19 protein-coding genes are annotated in these 22,903 nt (G+C 38.2%); 5 read left to right on the top strand and 14 right to left on the bottom strand.

Annotation, left to right across the window (positions count from 1 at the left end; genetic code table 11):
• Positions 1–75: 75 nt before the first annotated feature.
• The 3 genes from ruvX to rsmE are packed head-to-tail and all read right to left on the bottom strand — an operon-like array spanning position 76 to position 1,811.
• Positions 76–495 (bottom strand): Holliday junction resolvase RuvX, encoded by a 420-nt coding sequence (gene ruvX, locus L4F93_RS03295; protein WP_250351119.1) that lies wholly within the window; start codon positions 493–495, stop codon positions 76–78.
• Positions 495–1,052, bottom strand: coding sequence for a YqgE/AlgH family protein (locus L4F93_RS03290; protein WP_250351118.1), 558 nt, complete (start codon positions 1,050–1,052; stop codon positions 495–497). Before L4F93_RS03290 ends, ruvX begins: the two co-directional genes overlap by 1 nt.
• A gap of 24 nt (positions 1,053–1,076) precedes the next feature.
• Positions 1,077–1,811, bottom strand: coding sequence for a 16S rRNA (uracil(1498)-N(3))-methyltransferase (gene rsmE / locus L4F93_RS03285; protein WP_250351117.1), 735 nt, complete (start codon positions 1,809–1,811; stop codon positions 1,077–1,079).
• A 167-nt stretch (positions 1,812–1,978) separates the two neighbouring features.
• Between rsmE and L4F93_RS03280 the strand changes: the two genes are divergently transcribed.
• Both L4F93_RS03280 and L4F93_RS03275 read left to right on the top strand, forming a co-directional pair.
• The gene (locus L4F93_RS03280) at positions 1,979–2,482 is read left to right on the top strand and encodes a restriction endonuclease subunit S (RefSeq protein ID WP_250351116.1); all 504 of its coding nucleotides are present in this window, start codon (positions 1,979–1,981) and stop codon (positions 2,480–2,482) included.
• A gap of 99 nt (positions 2,483–2,581) precedes the next feature.
• On the top strand, positions 2,582–3,514 hold the full coding sequence (locus tag L4F93_RS03275) for a site-specific integrase (RefSeq protein ID WP_250351115.1): 933 nt from the start codon (positions 2,582–2,584) through the stop codon (positions 3,512–3,514).
• Here L4F93_RS03275 and L4F93_RS03270 read toward each other — a convergent pair.
• The 11 genes from L4F93_RS03270 to xylA form a co-directional block, all read right to left on the bottom strand.
• Complete coding sequence (locus tag L4F93_RS03270) at positions 3,500–4,045, bottom strand: restriction endonuclease subunit S (protein WP_250351114.1); 546 nt, start codon at positions 4,043–4,045, stop codon at positions 3,500–3,502. The two genes, L4F93_RS03275 and L4F93_RS03270, sit on opposite strands and share 15 nt — an antisense overlap.
• Before the next feature lie 61 nt (positions 4,046–4,106).
• Positions 4,107–5,705: a type I restriction-modification system subunit M gene (locus L4F93_RS03265; protein WP_250351113.1), complete on the bottom strand. Its 1,599-nt coding sequence runs from the start codon at positions 5,703–5,705 to the stop codon at positions 4,107–4,109.
• A gap of 35 nt (positions 5,706–5,740) precedes the next feature.
• Positions 5,741–6,859, bottom strand: a complete 1,119-nt coding sequence (locus tag L4F93_RS03260; protein ID WP_250351112.1) for a restriction endonuclease subunit S — start codon at positions 6,857–6,859, stop codon at positions 5,741–5,743.
• Entirely contained in the window at positions 6,856–7,854 is a 999-nt protein-coding gene (locus L4F93_RS03255; protein WP_250351615.1) for a virulence RhuM family protein, read from the bottom strand. The genes L4F93_RS03260 and L4F93_RS03255 overlap by 4 nt, the downstream gene beginning before the upstream one ends.
• On the bottom strand, positions 7,847–8,731 hold the full coding sequence (locus L4F93_RS03250) for a GIY-YIG nuclease family protein (RefSeq protein WP_250351111.1): 885 nt from the start codon (positions 8,729–8,731) through the stop codon (positions 7,847–7,849). The genes L4F93_RS03255 and L4F93_RS03250 overlap by 8 nt, the downstream gene beginning before the upstream one ends.
• A gap of 158 nt (positions 8,732–8,889) precedes the next feature.
• Positions 8,890–10,515, bottom strand: coding sequence for an RNA-binding domain-containing protein (locus L4F93_RS03245; RefSeq protein WP_250351110.1), 1,626 nt, complete (start codon positions 10,513–10,515; stop codon positions 8,890–8,892).
• Between the two features lie 25 nt (positions 10,516–10,540).
• On the bottom strand, positions 10,541–13,789 hold the full coding sequence (locus L4F93_RS03240) for a type I restriction endonuclease subunit R (protein ID WP_250351109.1): 3,249 nt from the start codon (positions 13,787–13,789) through the stop codon (positions 10,541–10,543).
• A gap of 9 nt (positions 13,790–13,798) precedes the next feature.
• On the bottom strand, positions 13,799–14,383 hold the full coding sequence (locus L4F93_RS03235; RefSeq protein WP_250351108.1) for a restriction endonuclease subunit S: 585 nt from the start codon (positions 14,381–14,383) through the stop codon (positions 13,799–13,801).
• A gap of 260 nt (positions 14,384–14,643) precedes the next feature.
• The gene (locus tag L4F93_RS03230; protein ID WP_250351107.1) at positions 14,644–15,825 is read right to left on the bottom strand and encodes a XylR family transcriptional regulator; all 1,182 of its coding nucleotides are present in this window, start codon (positions 15,823–15,825) and stop codon (positions 14,644–14,646) included.
• A gap of 129 nt (positions 15,826–15,954) precedes the next feature.
• Complete coding sequence (gene xylB / locus L4F93_RS03225; protein WP_250351106.1) at positions 15,955–17,400, bottom strand: xylulokinase; 1,446 nt, start codon at positions 17,398–17,400, stop codon at positions 15,955–15,957.
• Between the two features lie 84 nt (positions 17,401–17,484).
• On the bottom strand, positions 17,485–18,804 hold the full coding sequence (xylA, locus tag L4F93_RS03220; protein WP_250351105.1) for a xylose isomerase: 1,320 nt from the start codon (positions 18,802–18,804) through the stop codon (positions 17,485–17,487).
• Positions 18,805–19,079: 275 nt separating this feature from the next.
• Between xylA and L4F93_RS03215 the strand changes: the two genes are divergently transcribed.
• The 3 genes from L4F93_RS03215 to xylF all read left to right on the top strand — a co-directional run bounded on the left by L4F93_RS03215 (position 19,080) and on the right by xylF (position 22,885).
• On the top strand, positions 19,080–20,246 hold the full coding sequence (locus L4F93_RS03215) for a MalY/PatB family protein (RefSeq protein ID WP_250351104.1): 1,167 nt from the start codon (positions 19,080–19,082) through the stop codon (positions 20,244–20,246).
• A gap of 11 nt (positions 20,247–20,257) precedes the next feature.
• Positions 20,258–21,673, top strand: coding sequence for a Na+/H+ antiporter NhaC (gene nhaC, locus L4F93_RS03210; protein ID WP_250351103.1), 1,416 nt, complete (start codon positions 20,258–20,260; stop codon positions 21,671–21,673).
• Between the two features lie 213 nt (positions 21,674–21,886).
• Positions 21,887–22,885: a D-xylose ABC transporter substrate-binding protein gene (xylF, locus tag L4F93_RS03205; RefSeq protein ID WP_250351102.1), complete on the top strand. Its 999-nt coding sequence runs from the start codon at positions 21,887–21,889 to the stop codon at positions 22,883–22,885.
• Positions 22,886–22,903 lie beyond the last annotated feature (18 nt).

The raw sequence follows: 22,903 nt of genomic DNA, 5'->3' as shown, positions 1-22,903 counted from the left end.
GAAAAATAAGCAAAAAAGAACGTGCAGAGTTAGTAATATTTTATAAACTCTGCATAATACCTTGTTTTTAAAGTATTATTCTTCAAAATTGTTAAACCAACTTTCTAAAATAATGCAGGCAGAAATGCTATCGACCTTGCCTTTTTCTAAGGCTTTAAAGCCACCACGTTGGAAAATTTCTGCGCGCGCTTCCGTGGTGGTAAGGCGTTCATCTTGTAAGATCACCGCTACGCCAAATCGTCCGTGTAAACGGTTCGCGAATTTTTTTGCCCGTTGGGTGAGGGGCTGTTCTGTGCCGTCCATATTTAAAGGTAAGCCCACAATTACCTTATCAGGTTTCCATTCAGCTAAGCATTTTTCAATGGCTTCCCAATTGGGAATTCCATCTTGTGCTTTAAAGGCTGGCAAAGGTTGCGCAGACTTTGTAATACTTTGCCCGACGGCACAACCGATGCTTTTTGTACCAAAATCAAAGGCGAGTGCGGTAATAGCCATTAGCAATGCCCCGCTTGATAAGCAAAATTGTGCTGTTGAATACCTAATAATTGGTTGGCAGCTAACCAGCGTTCTAAATAAGGGACATCAAACAAAATATGTTCATTCGCTGGTACAACAAGCCAATCATTATTAGCAATTTCTCTTTCTAATTGATCTGGCGACCAACTTGCACAACCTAATGCCACTAGACATTTTTCTGGAGCTTGTGGTGTGCCAAGTGTATCAATCACATCCGCGGAGGTCGTCAGCCATAAATTATCAGCTACTTTATGGCTATTCATAAAGGGTTTGGCACTTTCTGTGTGTAAAATAAAGCCCCGTTCAAGGTTGGTTGGACCGCCTGCAAGAACGAGATCATCGGGATATTTACGGTTATCCGCCATCATAAAATTCATCTTAATACATAATTCTGCAATGCTCAGATCCGTTGGCTGGGTAAGGACTAATCCCATTGCGCCTTGTTCATTATGCTCGCAAAGATATACCACAGAACGATAAAAATGATCGTCTTCCAAATGGGGCATTGCGATTAAAAAATGGTTTTGTAATTGCATATTCTCTTTCCTAAATTTAAGGGATTAGGCTAAATCCCCAAAGCAAACTTGTAATGCGGTAATTGCCGTTAATGCCGCGGTTTCTGTTCGTAACACCCGCTTGCCAAGCAACACCTCCGTGAAACCTTGCTGCTCGGTTTGAGCAATTTCTTGTGGCGACAAGCCCCCTTCTGAGCCAATTAGTAAGCGCACACCTTCAGCGGGTAGGGCGGGTAAGGTGCGAATAGAATATTTCGCTCTTGGGTGCAAATTCAACTTTAACATTCCATCTTGCTCGGCACACCATTCTTCTAATTTCATCATCGGACGGATTTCAGGGATCACATTTCGCCCGCATTGCTCACAAGCAGAAATCGCAATTTTTTGCCATTGTTGAATTTTTTTCGCCATACGATCCGCATCTAACTTCACACCGCAACGTTCCGACCACAATGGCGTGATGACCTTCACACCAAGTTCAACGGATTTCTGAATAGTAAATTCCATTTTCTCACCGCGGGACATCACCTGCCCAAGATGAATGTGCAACGGACTTTCCCGATCATCAAATTGGCGATCTAAAATTTCCACCGCCACGGCTTTTTTGCTCACTTGCGTAATCACAGCAGGATAAATATGGTTACTGCCATCAAATAATTCAAGGCGATCCCCCTCCTGCATTCGCAACACCCGCCCAACGTGATTTGCCGCTTCTTCCGTTAATTCACACTGAGTTTGTTGCTGCAGAGAAGTAGGGTGATAAATTCTTGGTATTCGCATTTTTTCTTACTGTTAATTAAGGGGGGTTTATCATATCAGAAATTGATTGGATAGGCGGTGATTGTTTTTACAAAAGTGCGGTCATTTTTTGTGAGATTTTTGGCGTAGCGTCATCAAAAATAATTTTGAGAGAGATTTACGCTTGGGAAAAGTGCAAGCTGGGGGACGTGGCGGAAATTATTGGAGGCGGAACCCCAGATACAAATAATGCAGATTATTGGAATGGGGATATTGATTGGTATTCACCTACAGAAATAGGCGAAGAAATTTATGTTTCAGGCAGCCGAAAAAAAATTTCTCAACTAGGTTTGGAAAAAAGTTCAGCTAAATTGTTACCTAAAAACAAGACTATTTTATTTACATCAAGAGCAAGTATTGGTGAGATGGCAATTCTTTTAAAATCAGCAACTACCAATCAAGGTTTTCAGTCTTTTGTTATAGATGAAAAAAAATTGGATATTTATTTTCTTTATTCTTTAGGCTTCAAGATTAAAGCATTTGCATTAAAAAATGCGACAGGTTCAACTTTTTTAGAGATTTCAAAAAAGCAATTAGAAAAAATAGAAATTTACCTCCCCACCCTCCCCGAGCAAGAAAAAATCGGCACGTTTTTCAGGCAGCTCGATACGCTCATTACTCTTCATAAGCGCGAGGTATTAGAAAAAAGATAATAAAAACAAAGTCAAAATCTTGCAAAATAGACAAAATCGCTGAATAGTTCTTAAGTTGTATTGTGTAATTTTCAATTCAATAAAATGGAGGACATCATTATGCGATTAACTAATCAAGAGCTTTTTCATCGCTATTTCAAACGCTGGATTCGCATTTATAAAGAGGGTGCGATCCGCCCAGTAACACTCGCTAAATACAAAATGACGCATACTTGGCTTATTCGCCTTGCACCAAGGCTTAGGTTATGTGATTTAAATCGCATTAGCTATCAGCAACTCTTAAATGATTATGCAAATAGCCACGAGCGGCAAACTGTAATGGATTTTCATCATCAAATTAAAGGCGCAATTTTAGATGCTGTTGATGAGGGGTTAGTAATCCGCGATCCTACACGTAAAGCCATTATTAAAGGCAAAATTCCACGAGAGAAAAAACCAAAATATTTAAGCCAATATGAATTACAAACCCTTATTCACCAGCTTAATTTAAGTGAAAAATTAAGCTTTGATTGGCTAATTTTATTGATCGCAAAAACGGGATTGCGTTTTTCAGAAGCCCTTGCCGTTACCCCAAAAGATTTTGATTTTGCACGGCAGACTTTAACAATCAATAAAACGTGGGACTATAAAAATGAAGGTGGATTTTTACCGACTAAAAATCGCTCTTCTATTCGCAAAGTTCAACTAGATTGGCAAACGATAATTCAATTTGCCCAATTAATCCGTCATTGCCCTGAAAATATTCCAATTTTTCTGCCAAATCAGGAAAAAGTCTATAATTCTACGATTAATGATCTTATTGCACGTTATTGTAAAAAAGCGGCTATTCCAATTATTACGGTACACGGACTTCGCCATACCCACGCCTCACTGCTACTATTTGCAGGCGTATCCATTGCAAGTGTAGCTCGTCGTTTAGGACACGCCAGCATTACTACCACGCAAAAAACCTATTTGCATATTATTCACGAATTGGAAAATAAAGATGTGGACATTGTAATGCGATCATTATCAAACCTAAATATTACTTAACTTATCGAAAATAAAGAATTTTTTCACCGCTCTTTGGGGCGGTGATTTTATGCCCTCTCGCTTATGAAGAGTAATGAGCCTGTCGAGCTGCCTGAAAAACGTACCGATTTTTTGTTGCTCGGGGAGGGTGGGGAATTTAACTAGCAATTTTGAGATAGTTGTTTTGGATAGGCTAGGAACTCCTGTAGATTCATCTTTTTTTTTCCAATTAGTCATTTGAAAGATACAAAAGATAAAATTTAGATCATAACTAACGTATGGAATTGCATAAAATAAGGTATCTACTGTCCAAAATGGTGCTTTTAAAATATAAGGTTTATCTATTGTACCTTTTCTTCCAATTCCAATAGCATCTTGATCATATGACAATGCTTCATTTACACTGAGCATATATCCACCTGTTCCATATACTGGAATATTTCCTTCTGATAAATGCTTATAATCTTTTCCGTTATTGATATTAACTACCTCCCCCAGCTTGCACTTTTCCCAAGCGTGAGTGATTTCGGGGATAAAAAAGCCATTTAGCACGATGATCTAAATGGCTTTTTAATAATAGTGAAAAAGGTAATTCTATTTATAAATCAATCAATTATAGAATTGAACTAACCCCAAGGATATTTAGTTGTTGGTTGATTTCTGCCTCAAGTTGAGCGATTTCGGCTTTATCTTTGGCAATGTTGGCAAGCACTTCATCAAGATCGATTTCTTCTTCCGCTTCAAATGTATCCACATAACGAGGAATGTTGAGATTGTATTCATTAGCTTGTACCTCTTCTAGCGTGGCAAGTTGGGCGAATTTCTCAATGTTTTCTCGTTTTTGGTAAGCCTCAACAATGGCGTTAATATGCTGTTCGCTGAGATGATTTTGATTTTTCCCTTTCTCAAAATGCTGGCTGGCATCAATAAATAAAATATCACGAGAAGTGCGGTCTTTTTTGAACACTAAAATGCAAGTTGGGATAGACGTACCAAAGAATAAATTTGCCGGTAAGCCAATTACTGCGTCAATATAATTTTTTTCAATCAAGATTTTGCGAATATGTCCTTCTGCTGCGCCACGGAATAACACGCCGTGTGGTAAGACAATTGCCATCGTGCCATTGCTTTTTAAGTGATAAAGGCTGTGCAAAATAAAGGCAAAATCGGCTTTGGATTTTGGTGCAAGTTTGCCGTATTCGGAAAAACGAGGGTCTTTTAATTTACGCTCAGCGTTATCCCAGTTGGCAGAATAAGGCGGATTGGCAACCACGGCATCAAAGCTACGTGGACGGTCGATGCCGTCTTTATCTAAGCCATCTGGCCAATCGGATTCTAACGTATTGGCGTTAGATAATGTCATATTGGCAAAGCTTACGCCGTGCATCATTAAGTTCATTCTTGCCAAGTTGTATGTGGTGGTAGAAAGCTCTTGTCCGTAATACTTGATTGCGCCCTCTTTTTTGCCATTTGGCAACGCATTCCCTACGGTAAGTAGCAAAGAGCCAGAGCCACAAGTTGGGTCATAAACAGTGAATACATCGTCTGTTTTGGCATCTTGAGTTACAATGCGAGCCAGAATTTGGCTAACGGCGTGAGGGGTGTAAAATTCACCGCCTTTTTTGCCCGCATTGGCAGCGAATTTGCCGATCAGTTCTTCATAAATTTCACCTAAAATATCTTTGCCGTTATCATCTTTGTATTGTACTTCATTGACTAACTGTACCACTTTATTTAACGCTTTTGTGCGGTCATTGGTATTGCTACCGAGTTTGGAATCCCCTAAATTCAAATCACTAAATACGCCACGGAAATCTTTTGCCGCTTCAGGATTAATCTCACTATTTTTATTAAAATTATCAATAAGTGCTTGATAATCACTTGGAATAATTTGATTTTGTTCAATTTTTTTGATCAGAGTTGCCCAAGTATTCGCTGGGGCAATGGCATACCCTAAGGTATTGGCAATATCGTTTAAATAATCTTCTAAACCGTCTTGTTTTACTGCGTCAAAATACGCATCATTTAGGCTTTGATGTGGTTTTGGGGTGATGATTCCGTTTTCGAGTAAATAAGCCTCTTGATGTTCCGAAAGATAGCGATAGAAAATAAAACCTAAAATATAATTTTTATATTCAGAGGCATCCATATTGCCACGTAATTCATTTGCCATATTCCAAATTTGGTTGGTGATATTTGAAATGGTTGTCATAAAAAACTCCTAAAAATGATGTAATTAACTTAAATTTAAACGAACATTTGTTGTAATAATGCTTTTTTTAAACGCTGATAATGCTCATGCTGTCGCTTATGAAGAGTAATGAGCGTATCGAGCTGCCTGAAAAACGTGCCGATTTTTTGTTGCTCGGGGAGGGTGGGAACAGATAATTCAATTTTTAACATTACCTTTGCATTAAGTTTTGCTCTACCGCCTCCAACTAAATAAGGTGAAATATCCATTGATTTAATACGATATGTTAAAAATGGATTATCTAAGATGTTTTTCTTTCCACTTAAGACATGTGCATGATTATTAACCCAAATTTTTCCTTCCACATATTCACAAGGATAGTTTTTTATATCATTTGCACCATCTTCTGCGATAAGTACAAATTCACCTTGATGTGTAAAACCATCTACATAATCCTGTATTCCATTTGCTCCATAATATGGGGTTGTTCCTATAATTCTTTCACTTGCCGTGACTGGTATTCTTAGATTATCAAAAATATTAGCCACCTCCCCCAGCTTGCACTTTTCCCAAGCGTGAGTGAATTCAGGAAAACGAATTTCTGGAAAATCTGATCCATTTTTTGGGAACATTTTTTGTAAAAGAGCTTTTTTGAGCAAAATCACCTCGTCCCACTTACGCTTATGAAGAGTAATGAGCCTGTCGAGCTGCCTGAAAAACGTGCCGATTTTTTGTTGTTCGGCAAGGCTGGGGAATGGAATTTCATATTGAGAAATTTGTGGAACAGTTAATTGAGGCACGCCTGTTGATTCAATGTATATTTGTTTTAAATTAATTGAATTCTCTAGGAAAAATATATCAAAATATCTTTTTGGCTTTAAAACCAATAATCTAACAACGGCAGTAAAGTTAGTTTCTCTAGCAATAGCATAACCAATGTCTCCCCTACCCGTGATCGTTACAGCGGGAGATGTATGCTTATAATCATCATAAAAACCAATAATGCCATTATTTGTTAAAGCATTTGCCAATACGGGATATTTACCCTTGGGTTTCAATTTATTTTTATCTACATCACCTCCAGCTACTATTTTCCCACAGTCCCCCAGCTTGCACTTTTCCCAAGCGTCAGTAAATTCGGGGAAGCGAATTTTTGGTATATTGTTGTTTTTCATCGTTTTATTTCCTTTATTTGTTGGGTTAGGGCTAAAAATTCTTCATCTTCTCGATCGGCTTGGCGTGCGGCTTGTTGTTTGCGGTTTTGTTCAAACTCGTCATAAATTGACCGCACTTTTTCTTCCATCTGTTTATGGCTGATTTTGCCTGATGTTTTCAATAGTGGTTTATCATTAAAGGTAAGCAGGGCATCTACGTTATTTCGCCAGTAGTCTAACGTGAGGTCTTGGCGGTTTTTAGCCCGTAATTCAGCACTTTCTAAAAAGATAACCACTAGGCGGTTTAGGCTGTCAATTTCATCAGCCGTTAAGTAATTTTTGGCAATAAGAATGTCTTGTTTACGAACTTGATTGCCTTTCCAGCTTGTGAGTCCCATATTTGGGGTGTTGGCATCGGCACGACTGATGATGAGCTCGGTTGCCGTTTGTTCAGTAACAGCATAAATGAGTTTGTTTTGGGTTTCAGCAAAAAACATTTGTGTGGCTTTGTCGTTGCCATCATAATCACTAGAAAGGGCAAAAAGGTCTCGTACTTTTTGGTAAAAACGCTTTTCACTGGCACGAATATCTCGAATGCGTTCAAGTAATTCGTCAAAGTAATCAGGGCGTCCATCGGGATTTTTTAGCCGCTCATCATCCATCACAAAGCCTTTTTTCATAAGTTCTGCAAGTTGTGTATTTGCCCATTGGCGAAATTGTGTACCTCGTTGGCTACGAACACGAAAGCCAATGGCTAAAATCATTTCAAGGCTGTAAAACGCGACATTGTAATTTTTGCCATCGTTGGCAGTTATTGAGAAATACTCAATAACTGAATTTTCTAATAATTCTTTTTCTTTCAATATGTTGGCAATATGTTTATTGATGTTGCTTACCGAGGTGGCAAAAAGTTCTGCTAGTTGGCTTTGGTTTAGCCAAACGGTACCATTTTGAGCATAAAGCGAAACTTTGGCTTTGCCATCATCTGTGTGGTAGATAATAATTTGATTAGTCATCATTTTTCCCTTGGGGATTGGCGTAAATTTCTTTGAGCGTTTTGCCTTGGGCGGTTTTAAACTCTATCCAGCCATTAACACTACTCAAAGTAAGCAAACAAGCTGCACCACTTGGACTGTTAAAGCGAAAATCTTTGGTAAAAAAACACCGCTCTTTTTCTTTGTGCAAAACACCTTTTTCAATCAGTTCATCGCATTGGGTGATGAACTTTTGCCGATATAGTGGCGTTTTATCGTCTTTATGCTGATAGGCAAAATGTGAACCTTTTAGCACAATCATACCGTCTTGGGTGTAGATGGCTTGGGCTTGTACGCCGCCACGCGGACAATGAAAAATTTGCTCGGGTTGGCTGTTGGGCTGTGTTGGTTTGCGTAATGGTTCAAAAATCGGGTAACCCAGCGTAGAAAGCAAGAGTTCACCAATTTCAAACATCGCTTCGCAAGCCGCTTTAAGGGGTAATGGTGTATGCGTTTTTTGCCCTTTATTGCCATTAGATAGGCTAAATCGCCCGCTTTGCGTGGCTTTTTCAATCGCCAGCCATTCTAAATAAAGAGCGTGCGTTTGGGTGAGGTTTTGGGTGAGCGAAACCAGCACCAAAGCACGCGTGAAGTCGATTTCATTTTTGTCGTGGTGTTGTTTAAGGCGTTTGCCCACTTCACCTGATTGCCCGATATAGACTTCATCATTATCCATACCGCCAATAAGGAAATACACACCCACTTGGCTGGCTTCTTCCATCGCAAAAAAGGTCGCTAAATCACGGCGTGGCACTTCAATGACACGCATAATCGAGGTGCTTTCTTCGGCAATGCGAATGCCTTGCGGTTCGCCTGTGGGCAGGAAGATTTGAATGGTTTTGGGGTGTTTTGGGTGCATTGGGGTTTCCTCTAAGGTCTAAAATTGTTTTTTGCTCATAACCATCTAGACAATTTTAAATCCATATATCTAATTGATTTTCAATAATTTTATTAAGAATGATGAAAGTTTTGTCTAAATGGTTCGTCTAAATTTGTCTAAACTATTTTTTATATTGCTCATCTAGACAATTGCCAAATACGGTTTTCATTGCATATAATCCCTTGATTTTTCAGTGATTGTAGAAGATTTTTAATTTTATGGTACTTCTGATTTTCGTCTAAAGCCGTAGGAAGTTTGTCTAGCAGAAGTCGTTCAAAATCTTTTCGCTTAGCTGTTTTGAATTGTTGCAAATATTCAATAATAAGTTTTTGATAATATTTATCATTGAGTCCTTTATGATGAATATATGTGGCTTCATCATCACTAAGTTGTGCAATTGTTGCAGAAATATAGTAATTGGGTTTTCTACCTTCAATGAGCTTTTTGCTTTTTAAGTGCTTTGCCGCTTTATCTGAGATAGGTAGCTTTTTCTGTACTTTATCAAGCAACATAATTTCTTCTAGTGATAAATTAGGAGAAGAAGCGAGCTTTTGGGCATAGGCAATATCCAATACTTTACCTACGATACATACCTGTACTTTTTGATCAGAAAGCTGGTATTCGGGTAAGGGAAAAAACCGTTCTTTTTGAATGGTAAACATTTTTCTAATGCCGCTGCCGATCGTGTCAATCATATTAATATTAACCATTGCATTCGCTAAAAAACGATTACGATAGCGGTTTTCTGGTGCGTTTTCAGATAAAACCATTTCAATACTTTGAGGAATAAATCTCCCCGAGTTAGTAAAATAGAGCTGACTATTTTGGCATTCTACTAATGTAATTTTGCCACCTAACTCATAATCTTGGTGAGCAATAGCATTGTGTAGTGCTTCTCGTATTATGTAGGGGTCATATTGCTCAACTTCTTCTGGAAAGAGATTACCGTTTTTGATGTAGCGATATTTTAAGTTTCGGATTTTATTAAATACTTTTTCTACATTAAGTAATAGTGGGCAGGAAAAATGCTCATAATCCATTTCACTGCCTTGTTCATTTTTTAAAATCCAAGTAATCATTGGGCTTGCTGGATTAATCAGAACTTCCGATTCTTCTTTGCCTAGTAAAATAATGGCTGCATTTGTAATTTTCCCTTTAATGGTTAATTTTGCTTTGTTTAAAAATGTTTTGTCATCCCAGCTTGCCACTTCTTCACGAAGTTTTGGGTTTTTTACGATAAAATTTTGACGAGCTATTAAAATTGCTTGTGGGTCTAAATCGTCAATTTCAGCATTTTCAACAATTTCGCTACTCCAATCACGTTGTTGGTTTTGTGAACGAATACGTTCCATTTTCTCTATGTTTAATGCACTTAGCGATTCTCCTTCTCTTGCGTAGTAATGACCTTTCCATGCAATAGGAATGCCTTTCGGCGCGGCAGGAATTTTAAAGAGCAATATTCTTTTCTCTTCAATAAATTCTACCTTAATATCCTGAATGTTAAAGCGTTCTGATAAGCCATCAGCAAGTTTTTTCTTAATTTCATTACTACCATTCTTTCCGCTGCAGTATGTTGTACCAACTATTTTTTTATCATCACTAACCCCCAATACTAAGAATGCAAAAGGTTTATGATGAAGGTTGGCTTCATTAGCAAGCGCAGAGCAATAGCGTCCTAATTTGTTATCATCAAATTGGTTTTTTGCTTCTTTAAATTCAATGAGTTCATTTTCAGATTGCTGTAATAATTGAGCTATCTGCATATTGCCTCCTTTACTTATTTTTCACTTAATCCTGCACCAACCTATCAGCCAACTGATAAAACGCTTTGCGTAATTCTGTGCGGTATTTGATGTTGGTTAATTTTTGTATATGTTCATCCGTAGCAAGTGCGGTGTAATTTTTGCTGCCTTCTGTGATGATGGTGGTGAGTTTTTTATCATCGTCTAAATCTTTTTCGCCATAGCGGTGATTAGCGATGAAATTGCGAATTTGCACATTGTTAATGATGTCGGTAATGCCCCATTTATTGCGAAAATCTAGCAATTTACGATCAATGCTGATATTGCTTGCCGTGCTGATAGTCTTTGACAGTTCGGCAACGCTGATATTTTTCCATTTTTGGCTTGAGTCTGTTGGATATTCGCCTGTCATAATGGCTTGAATTGCACGGCGGATTTGTTCTGCATAAGCTGTATCATCCATACCATTGGCAAATTGTTGGATTTTTTCTTCTGTTTTTTCTGCCGCTTCAGTTTCACCGGCTTGTACTTGGGTAATAAGTTGATTCACGAGTTCGGTGAGATAATCATAATCAACTTTAATGTCCTTAATATGAGTCATTCTCAGCTCAACTTGAGATATTGGAATATCTTTTTCCTGAGCTAAATGGCGTTTTAGTTCACCGGCAAGCACGGTAGTGAGCATTTCAAATTGGCTTGGCGTCATTCCAAGCGCTTCAATGAGGGCATCTGGATTATCGTAATCAAAGCCGGCAATATGCCCATCAATTTCCTCGGCTGGATATTGCTTTAATTTGGTAATGCCCGCATTAAAATCACGTAAATGAACTAACATTTCTTCTTTTGCTTTTTCACTCGGTGGAAGTTGCATAAATGGTTCGCCACTTGGGTTTTGAGTACATTCAGCGAGGGCATTGACGACATTTTTGACTTCATCTAATTGTTGATGAAAAGGCTTCACAAGCCAAGGTGGGGTTATATCATCAATATAGACAGGTGAGGGTTCTTCCACTTTATTGGCGGAATCTTTGTTTGCGTATGTGGCGAGTGCCTCGTTCATTAAGCGTTCATTTTGTACAGGCCAACGGTAATTCACCACTTGTCCCCAAGGTTTTTCTTGCAAATCGGCGATACGGTTGGTGCGTGAATAGGCTTGCACCAGTCCAGCGCCTTTTAAGATACGATCGACATAGAGGGTGTTAAGTCCCGGCGCATCAAAGCCGGTGAGTAGTTGATCGATAACGATAACAAGATCAAGATAATTTCTATCGTAAACGGTTTTATTTAGGCGAGAGCTGAGATCTGAAAAATATTCTTGGACAGTGTTTAATCCCCAATTTGTACCAAAGATTGCGTTATAGTCATTAATTGCGTCGTGTAACACTTGATTTGTTTGTGCCATTTCATCACTGTTGTCTGTGTTTAAGCTATAAGTTAGCGCAACTTTTAAGGTAAATTCACCTTTTTTTGACCGCTCTTTGTTCACTCGTTGAAATTCTTGATAGTATTTTGAGGCAAGTGGCGTGCTAGCACCATTACCACTGACGTGGACGGTGAACATTGCGTTGTATTTAAAATCATTGGAACGATTTCGCCAGTTTTTGAAAATATCAGCGACAACAAGGCGGATATGTTCATCACTTTCATCGTAAAAATTGCGCGTGAGTGTTCGTTCCACTTTTTCGCCTTTACTGATCGTATTTTTGCTCTCATTATCTAAGAATTTAGCCTCATCAAATTCTTCTTTACGCATTGCTTCAAGCTCAGCATCAATTTTTTCTTCCGACCAATCAGGGTATTTTTGTTTGAGCAATTCACGAATGTCTACAGTGCTTTTGAAATCCACTTTAAAGCCTAGTACGTTGCGATCAGCAATGGCTTCTTTAATGGTGTAGGCGTGCAATAAGTTGCCAAAAATATTTTGCGTGGTTTTTCCGTCAAACATTGGAGTACCAGTATATCCGACCCAAACGCCGTGCTTGAATTTATCTTTGATCAGTTGGAATTGATCTCCTGCAGTAGAGCGGTGCGCTTCATCAACAATGAAAACGATATTTTTATTTGGTGCGCTAAAATCGCGACTTTTCACTAGTTTTCCAAGTTTTTGCACACTCGTAATAATAATGCTATTTTCATTGCTTTTGAGTTTTCGGCGTAAATCTCGAGTATTATTTGTATCCAGAATAGCGCCTACATCGTCATTGTTATCTGGGTCATAAGCACGATAATTTTCAAGCGTTTGCTTGGTTAAAGCTATACGATCGACAACAAAGACGACTTTGTTTACCTTAGGTAAACGGCTTGCCAACCACGCAGTTTTGAAACTGGTGATGGTTTTTCCTGAGCCTGTGGTATGCCAAATATAGCCAATTTTTTTATCACCCATTTCAAAATCGGCGTGTTTAATCCCCTCAATCACTGCTTGCGTTGCATAAACTTGGTAAGGACGCATTACTTTGAGCATTGTTTTGTTTGGCGTACCATCTAAAATCATATAGTTCGTTGCCATTTGGTGCGCCATTGGGATAGAAAGCATTGAATCGGCAAACTCTTTCCAGTGTCGAACAATACTGTTATCACTACGTTTTTGCCAAGCAAAGGAAAAATCCTTATTAAAATAATCAGCTGTCGTGTTTGCCATATATCTTGCATTGTGCGGTGTCATTCCTACCAAGATTTGTACAGTGGAGAAAATACCTTGGTATTGCTGTTCTTTAATATATTGCTCCATTTGATTAAGTGATTCATTGACAGAATGTGCATCTGCTTTGAGTTCTAGCTGAATAATAGGTAAGCCATTGATCAATAAAGTTACATCAAAACGGCGGTTTGGTTTACCGGGGATAACCGCAGGGCGTTCGATTTGATTGACAATTTGATAAACCGTGTTGCCTGCGCCAACTTGTTTTTGATCAAAGACGGTCAAAAAAACGTGCCGACCATCATCTAAATCAATTTCAATTTGTGAAACACCATTAGTTCCATATAGAAATTTCCCAGCCTCAAAGGGGGTACGAGTTTGCTCAGCCAGTTTGGTTTTTACTTGATTAAATTCATTTTCACTTAAGGGGGATCTTAATGACTGGGCATTTAACCGTTCTAAAATGCGTTTAAAATTATCCCAAAGCTGTTCTGTTGTTTTGATTTCAGGAAGATATTGCCAAATTCTCGTTTTTCTAGGGAAATCTAAATAGTGGCTTAATCCTTGCAAATGATCAGCCGTGGTGATGTTGCCAGTGGAAAGATATTCAATAAGGGATTTTTCAAATTCCGATTCGTATTTATAGTTAGGCATAATCATTCCTTAATCCTTGATGTTGGATTTGCATTGTTTTTGAAAATTATTGAGTAAGTACGAGGTCAGCATTGCCTCATTTTCTGCTACACGTTTTTTTAACATCGTGATACGACGTTGCAAACGATCAACTTGCCCGATGGCCTGTTGTACTTCCAATGGTGGAAGTGGCGAAAGTTGTAAGTTGCGTAATTGATTAAGGCTATATTTCATCACACTCGAACCCTGTAAACTGGTGATTAATTGCCGTTTTATTCCAACATCATTATTCAGCAAATAAACCAAAAAAGCGTTATCCAGTTCTTTGGACGGATATAGTCGAGCATAATTGTGAGAAAACACATAGCCTGCACGAGTCTGACAGACTTGCACTGCCGTGCCTGAGATCAGGCTAAAAATGATATCCCCTTCTTGTAGCAAGGTAGGGCAATCTGGCGTACAAATTTGCTTGCCCTCTGTGGATTCTGTTCGGCGCTCAAAATCCGCTTGTAGATCCGCTTGATCATATAATGAATAACAAGGACTATTCGGTTGCTCCGTGAGCCGAGAAAGTAATGCCCCCATTTCAAATTGCACAAGATGTTGCAGTTTCATTTTGTTCCTTGTTTAAATTACAAGATTAATTTTCATTATAGAGTGATGTAATTATTTGTCAAAATATTTTGTTATTTTTATAAATAACATTTGTTTTTTACAAAAAACACAAAAAAATCCCACCGCACTTTTTTGTTGAGGGATTTATCTATGAAAGAAACAGGGAATTTGACGGTGATGGTGAGTAATCTCAGGAGCAACAGCATTATTTCTCCTGATTAAAGTAGATTAAAGCACGGTATTTTTAATTCATTATGCTGTTATTTATTTTGCCAATATGCCCGAAATGCTTTGGGCGTATTGCCCTGTTCTTTTTTAAATACGGAATAAAAATATTGCAAGGAGGGGTAACCGCATACTTCGGCAATCTCAGTAATTGCAATATCAGAAAATCGTAGTAAATGAATGGCTCTTTTCATTTTTTCTTGATGAATAATTTGATGAATGGTTTTATTCATTTCCGCTTTAAAACGGAGTTCTAAATTACTACGCGAAACTCTTAAATGATCTAGTACTTGCTCAACCTTTATCCCTTGACACGCACGTTGTCGAATATAATGCATTGCTTGTATAACGAGAGGATCACATAAAGAAAGGTAGTCAGTAGAATTGCGTTCTTCAACGCCTAATGGGGGAATAAGTAGGGGTTTATTGCTAACAGGCAGGTGATTCAGTTGATGGTGTAATAATTTTGCTGCTTGATAACCAATTTGTTTTGTGCCTTGAGAGACGGATGACAGTGAAATGCGAGAGAGATATTGTATAATTTCTTCATTATCTATACCAATTACACAATATTGATCAGGCACTGCCATTCTTGCTGTTTCACAGGCTTGTAATAGATGCCTTGCCCTTGCATCGGTAACCGCAATAATCCCCGTATGTTTCGGAAGTGATTGAATCCATTGAATTAACTTTTCTTGTGCTGTGCGCCAATTTTGTGAATTGGTTTGTTCGCCTTGATAAAGGCGGATAGGATAAGCGTATTTTTGCATTAAGTGAATAAACGCATTTTCCCGTTCAATCGCCCAATGTTTTTGCTGATTTTCTGTGGGTAAGCCATAGAAAGCAAAGTGATTTAATCCTTTTTGTTTGAGATGTAAAAAAGCGGTTTCAATTAATGCGTAATTATCGGTAGCAACATAAGGAAAATGTGGATAAAAATCAGGATTTTGGTAAGAACCGCCCACGGCGACAAGGGGAACATCTATATTTTTCAGTAATTCGGCGGTTTCTGGATCATCAAAGTCAGCAATAATTCCGTCAATGGAAAGGCGTTGGATAGTTTCTTTATGGTAAACAAAATCATCTTCCATAAAAATATCCCACGTGCATTGAGAGGCCTGTAAATATTGACCGACACCTGCGACAACTTGGCGATCATAAACTTTATTAGCATTAAAAAGTAGTGCGATACGATAAAACTTTCCTGTATGTTGCATATTTCCGTTCCTACCTATCTCCATTTGATGAATAGCATAACGAAATTTAGAAAAAATTAAACCGTTTGTTTTCATTTGAAGTGCGGTATAAATTTAGCCCATTTTTACACCGCACTTGATTTTACTGACTTAAAGCCCTTTTAATCGTTGATAAAGTTGATGATATTTTTCTCGTTTTTGTTGATATTGCTGATAAATTTGGCTATTTGGTTGATAGATATTTTCAAGCGGGAGTGGCTTACAATAGTCAGCAAGCGGTTGCATTGGATTTAGTGCAATTTGGGCTAATTTGGCTGCCCCAAGAGCTGGTCCAACATCTCCTCCTGTGCGATATTCAAATACTTTCCCCGTAATATCCGCTAATAATTGTCGCCAATAGGCACTTTTGGCTCCTCCGCCAATAAGGCTTATACTCGTTGCTTCTGCGCCTGTTTCGTGTAAAACATCAATACCATCAGCAAGGGCAAAACTAACGCCTTCAAGCACTGCTCTCGCCATAGTAATCGCATCATCATTGTGGTTGAGTCCCCAGAATACTCCTGTGGCATAAGGATCGTTATGCGGCGTACGTTCGCCAGAAAGATAAGGTAAAAAAAGTGCATCGGAAGAGGTTTTACAGTGCTCTATTTGGTTGAAGAGTTGTGCGATATCGCGAATTCCCGTAATATTTTTTACCCAATCAATCGCAGAAGCGGCGCTTAAAATCACCGACATCAGATGCCAACGTTCAGGGAGGGCGTGGCAGAAACTATGCACGGCTTTTTGTGGATTGGCGCTGAATTGATCCGTTACTACAAAATAAACCCCTGATGTTCCTAATGACAACATTGCTTGCCCAGCTTGATACAGCCCTATTCCTATTGCACCTGCTGCATTATCGCCACCACCTGCCACAACAGGAACGGATTTCATTCCCCATTGTTGAGCAATATCTTGACGTAAATAGCCTGTAATTTGGTTGCCCTCAAATAATCTCGGCATTTGTTCAATACTGAGTTCGCAAGCATTGAGAAGAGGCTCACTCCATTGGCGTTGTGCAACATCAAGCCACATTGTTCCTGAGGCATCTGACATATCAGAGGCATATTCCCCCGTCATTCTTAAACGGAGATAATCTTTTGGCAATAATACTTTGTTAATTTTTGCAAATAATGCAGGCTCATTCTTTTTTACCCATTTTAATTTAGGCGCGGTAAACCCCGGCATCATCAAATTGCCAGTAATTTGACGAGATTCGGGGACGCTTTGTTCTAATTCCAGACACTCATTTGCACTCCGCCCATCATTCCATAAAATAGCAGGGCGAAGAATTTGATCTTGCTTATCAAGTAATGTTGCACCGTGCATTTGCCCAGTTAAACCAATGGCTTTAACATCATTCAGCGGATGTTGTTGTGCTAAGTTAAGCATTGCGTGCTCTGTTGCTTGCCACCAAGTTTCAGGATCTTGTTCAGACCACAGTGAATATGGGCGAGAAACAGATAAAGGATGATGTGTGGTGGCGAGAATACGCTGTTGTTCATCAAGTAATACAACTTTTACCCCAGAGGTGCCGAGATCAATACCAATATACATAATCACTCCTTTTGATAGGACAAAGGCTTGCAGATTGCTATATATCCTACAAGCCTTATTATTCGCGTTTCTTAATCCTTAATATTAGTCATAAATATAACGATTAACCAAATTCTCTAAATATTCTTGCTGACCTGAAATTGGTTGAGGATTTAGATTTTGGCGTTCAACAAGTTCAGCAAGGCTTGCTAAAGAGGCTTGACCAGAGAGAATTTCCTGTCCTAATTGACCTTCCCAACCTGCATAACGTTGCGCAACAATTTTTTCTAATTGCTGTTCTTCAAGCATTTTAGCTGCGCGTTTGAGTGATAAAGCAAGTACGTCAATAGCCCCGATATGCCCATAAAATAAATCATAAGGATCGCAACTTTGGCGGCGAATTTTCGCATCAAAATTAAATCCCCCTGTAGTAAAGCCACCATTTTTCAAGATTTCATACATAATTAATGTATTTTCTTCAACACTATTTGGGAATTGGTCGGTATCCCAGCCAAGTTGAGGATCACCGCGGTTTGCATCAATAGATCCAAAAATACCTAAAGCATAAGCGCTTGCAATTTCATGTTGGAATGTATGGCCGGCAAGTGTGGCGTGGTTCGCTTCAATATTCACTTTGATTTCATTTTCTAAACCAAATTGTTTTAAGAATCCATAAACCGTTGCAACATCATAATCATATTGATGTTTGGTTGGTTCTTGCGGTTTTGGTTCAATCAATAATGTGCCTTTAAAACCAATTTTATGCTTGTGATCAACAACCATTTGCATAAAACGTCCTATTTGCTCACGTTCCCGTTTTAGATCGGTATTAAGTAAGGTTTCATAGCCCTCTCGACCGCCCCATAATACATAATTTTCACCACCTAATTTTTGGGTTGCATTCATTGCATTGACAACTTGTGCGGCGGCCCAAGCAAAGACTTCTGGATTTGGATTGGTCGAAGCCCCCGCCATATAACGTGGGTTAGTAAAACAATTCGCTGTTCCCCATAATAATTTTATGCCTGTATCTGCTTGTTTTTGAGCCAGAACATCTACAAGGGTATGGAAATTATATAAATATTCTTTAAAGGAGTTTCCTTCTGGCGCAATATCAACATCATGGAAACAATAGTAAGGAATACCTAATTTAGTAAAAAATTCAAACGCAATATCCGCTTTCTGTTTTGCCCCAGCAAGCGGATCACTATTTTTTTGCCAATGACGATCAAGCGAGCCGGCACCAAACATATCATTACCATTCCAACAGAAGGTATGCCAATAACAAACTGCTAAACGCAAATGCTCAGCCATTGTTTTGCCTAAAATGACTTGATTGGCATCATAATAACGAAATGCCAAGGGATTGGTTGAGTTTACCCCTTCATAACGGATTTTATCAATTTTATCAAAATAGTTTGTCATCGTTCTTTCTCCTTATTGCATTAAGTTCATTCGCATCATTCACTAAAAATGCAAAGGGAGCAATTACGTTATTTTATTTATTCATTAAGATTATTCTTTATTGTGCAGAAGATCACAAAAAAGAAAAAACATAATAGCAATATTAATTTTCTGAATAGTAAAACAAAGCAGCAAACTTTAAATTAACCTTAGGAGAAAATAAAAATGCGTTTAGTGCGTTTAAATTTGCTATGTAATCAGCTTGGTATTTCTAATTCTAAAACAAGGAGAAGAATATGACACATAAAGCCTATAAAAAACAAATAGCTGAACGCATCGAACAATATAGTGCGAAGTGGCATAATTATCGAGGCGAAAACTATATTTCAATGTCCGTGGCTGATATGGATTTACCTGCCCCCCAAGCATTGATTGAAGCACTTGATAAAGCAAATAAAACGGGCATTTATGGTTATACATTATTACCTGAAAATTATTTTGATATCGTCGCAAACTATATTAAACGCCATTATCATTATCCCGTTGATAAAAATGAGATTGTATTTTGTCCAAGAATTATTCAGGGCATTGCCATTTATTTACGGGAATTCACACAACCGGCTGATAAAATTTGCTTATTCACGCCATCTTATTCCCCTATTACCAATATCATAACCGATAACCAACGTGAGCTACTAACCTGTCCTTTAGTCTATAAAAATAATGGTTATCATATTGATTTTCCAAAATTGGAAGACTGCTTTAAGCAAGCTAAAACATTTATTTTACTTTCCCCTCATAATCCAACAGGGAGAGTATGGACATTTGAAGAATTACAAAAAATTGCACAATTAGCCGAACAATATCAGGTTTTTATTATTTCTGATGATGTTCACGCTGATTTTACTTTTACCCAACAAGCACACCAAATTATTGCGGGCATTACGCCTTATGTGAAAAATCATTCTATGATTTGCACCTCTCCAGCAAAAACATTCAATATTCCGGGATTAGAAATTGCAAATCTGTTAATTCATAATCGTAAAATTAGAGAAAAATTACACCGCACTTTATTGCAGCTTGGCATCCATAATCCTAATTATTTCTCTATTCCAGCTATTATGGTGGCATATCAACAATGTGATAGCTGGATAACACAAATTAAAAATGAAATAGCCGAAAATAAACAATTTGTAACACATTTTTTTGCCCAAGAAATACCACAATTCGATGTGGTTTGTACTGAAGGAACTTATTTGCTATGGGTGAATTATCAAAAATTAGCGATAGATGAAGCAACATTAAAAAATCGCATAACCAGCCTTGCACAAGTGGAGCTGGCTTGGGGAACAGATTTTGGGATCGAAGGAATGGGATTTTTCCGAATGAATATTGCAATGCCACGGGTTTTATTGCAACAGGCTTTAATTCAACTTCGAGATGGGTTAAAACAACAAGCATAAGGGGAATAACGATGAGTACAACTAAATTACATCGAACACCAAGTTTAATGGAAGCATTATCACCAATTTTGGTCATGCTTATCTTACTCGGATTAGGTTATGCCTTTTTCGATTTACCACCTGAGCCATTAATGATCATTTCTTGTGTTTTTGCCGGTGGATTAGTGAAGTATCTTGGCTATAGTTATGATGAAATGCTCGGGGCTATTGCAGGAAAAATTGCCAAAACAATGCCCGCACTTTTAATTTTAATTACAGTGGGGCTGTTAATTGGGACATGGATTGCTGGTGGAACCATTCCAATGATGATTTATTATGGCTTAAAAGTCATCGATCCTAAATTCTTATATATTACTGCCTTATTACTCACCTCTATTGTGTCTGTTTGTACGGGGACGTCTTGGGGATCCGCAGGAACAGTCGGGGTCGCCTTTATGGGAGTGGCAATAGGTCTAGATGCGAATCTTGCGGCAACCGCCGGTGCTGTTGTCGCTGGGGCTTATTTTGGTGATAAACTTTCTCCGCTTTCTGATACCACAAATATTGCCTCAGCAGCTGCGGGGGTGGATTTATATGAGCATATTGCCCACTTACTTTATACTACATTACCTTCTTTTATCGTTGCGGCTATTGTATATATTTTTTACGGTATGTCTGGTAATTTACACGATGTCGCCACACCCGCAAAAGTGGTTGAAATGATATCTGGTTTAGAACAAGTTTATCACTTTAATGTCATTTTATTACTTATCCCTGTTGCCATTATTTTATGGGGGTCTATCAGCAAAAAACCAACCATTCCAGTTATGTTACTGTCTGCCTTTGTTGCCATACTCAATGCGATTTTTATTCAGAAGTTTGCCTTAGCAGATGTGGTGAATAGTGCAGTGAATGGTTTTAATGTATCGATGATTCCTAATGATATTCAGGTTAGTAGTGATTTAGCTCGCCTACTAAATCGTGGTGGTATGAATTCAATGATGGGCACATTATTGATCTGTTTCTGTGCGCTTTCATTTGCAGGTATTTTATCTCTTAGCGGTGCCTTAGAAGTGATTATTAAACACTTATTAAAATTAGTGCGTTCAACCGCCTCTTTAATTTTTACCACCATTCTTTGTGGTTTAACGATGATTGGGGTAACTTGTAATGGACAAATTTCTATCTTAATTCCGGGCGAAATGTTACGCGAAGCTTATATAGAACGTGGCTTACATCCAAAAAATCTAAGCCGTACGGCTGAAGATTCCGCAACCATTATTGAGCCGATTTTACCTTGGACCGCAGCAGGTGCTTATATGGCAGGAACGCTTGGCGTGGCGACCCTATCTTATCTTCCTTGGGCAATTTTATGCTGGAGTGGTATCGTATTTGCGATGTTATGGGGGATCACCGGATTTGGTATTGCTAAATTAAATAAAGCATAAGTTAAATAGGTAAAACAAGTAAAAATCGTTATCTCTTTGATAAGAAATAACGATTTTTTTATTATTGTGTACTTCATCACAAAAAAGAAAAAACATAATAGGATTAATAAATCTGATAATTGAATTATTAATTTAACCTCAGCAAACTAGGGATTGAGTGAATAAGTTGTTGCGCTCAACTATCATTAATTTAACCTAATATGAGGTGCTATTATGAAAATCAAACATCTTTTCCTTTCTCTTGCCGCGTCTTTAACGTTATTAACCAATCCTGTTCTCGCTAAAGATCTCACCATAGGTATGTCCATTGATGATTTACGCTTGGAGCGTTGGCAAAAAGATCGTGATATTTTTGTGAAAAAAGCAGAAAGTTTAGGGGCAAAAGTTTTTGTTCAATCTGCCAATGGCGATGCAACAGCACAAATATCACAAATTGAAAATATGATTAACCGTAATGTCGATGTCTTAGTAATTATTCCATTCAATGGGGAAGTATTAGGTAATATTATTGGTGAAGCAAAACGTGAGGGCATTAAAGTATTAGCTTATGACCGTCTTATTAATAATGCTGATTTAGACTTTTATGTTTCTTTTAATAATGAAAAAGTGGGTGAATTACAAGCAAAAAGTATTATTGAAGTAAAACCTGAAGGAAATTATTTCCTTATGGGAGGTTCACCTGTTGATAATAATGCAAAATTATTCCGTAAAGGACAAATGAAAGTCTTACAACCATTGATTGATAGTGGAAAAATTAAGGTTGTAGGCGATCAATGGGTGGACTCTTGGTTAGCCGAAAAAGCGCTGCAAATTATGGAAAATGCCTTGACTGCAAATAAAAATAATATTGATGCCGTAGTCGCGTCTAATGATGCAACGGCAGGCGGAGCAATTCAAGCCTTGAGTGCGCAAGGGTTAGCAGGAAAAGTGGCTATTTCAGGACAAGATGCGGATCTTGCTGCAATTAAACGTATTGTTCAAGGGACGCAAACGATGACAGTCTATAAGCCGATTACTAAATTAGCGGATAAAGCAGCTGAAATCGCCGTGCAATTAGCCAAAAATGAAACACCAGAATCAAATGCCGTATTAAATAATGGCTTAAAAGACGTTCCAGCTTATTTATTAGATCCAATTGCCGTAACAAAAGAAAATATTGAAGAAACCATTATTAAAGATGGATTCCACAGTAAAGCACAAATTGAAAAATAATCTCACTTCTGCGAAATA

This window comes from Avibacterium sp. 20-132, from assembly GCF_023611925.1.
In the GTDB taxonomy this organism is placed as follows: Bacteria; Pseudomonadota; Gammaproteobacteria; order Enterobacterales; family Pasteurellaceae; genus Avibacterium.
The sequence above is the reverse complement of the archived record's forward strand: the minus strand, read 5'-3'. Positions and strand labels throughout refer to the sequence as shown.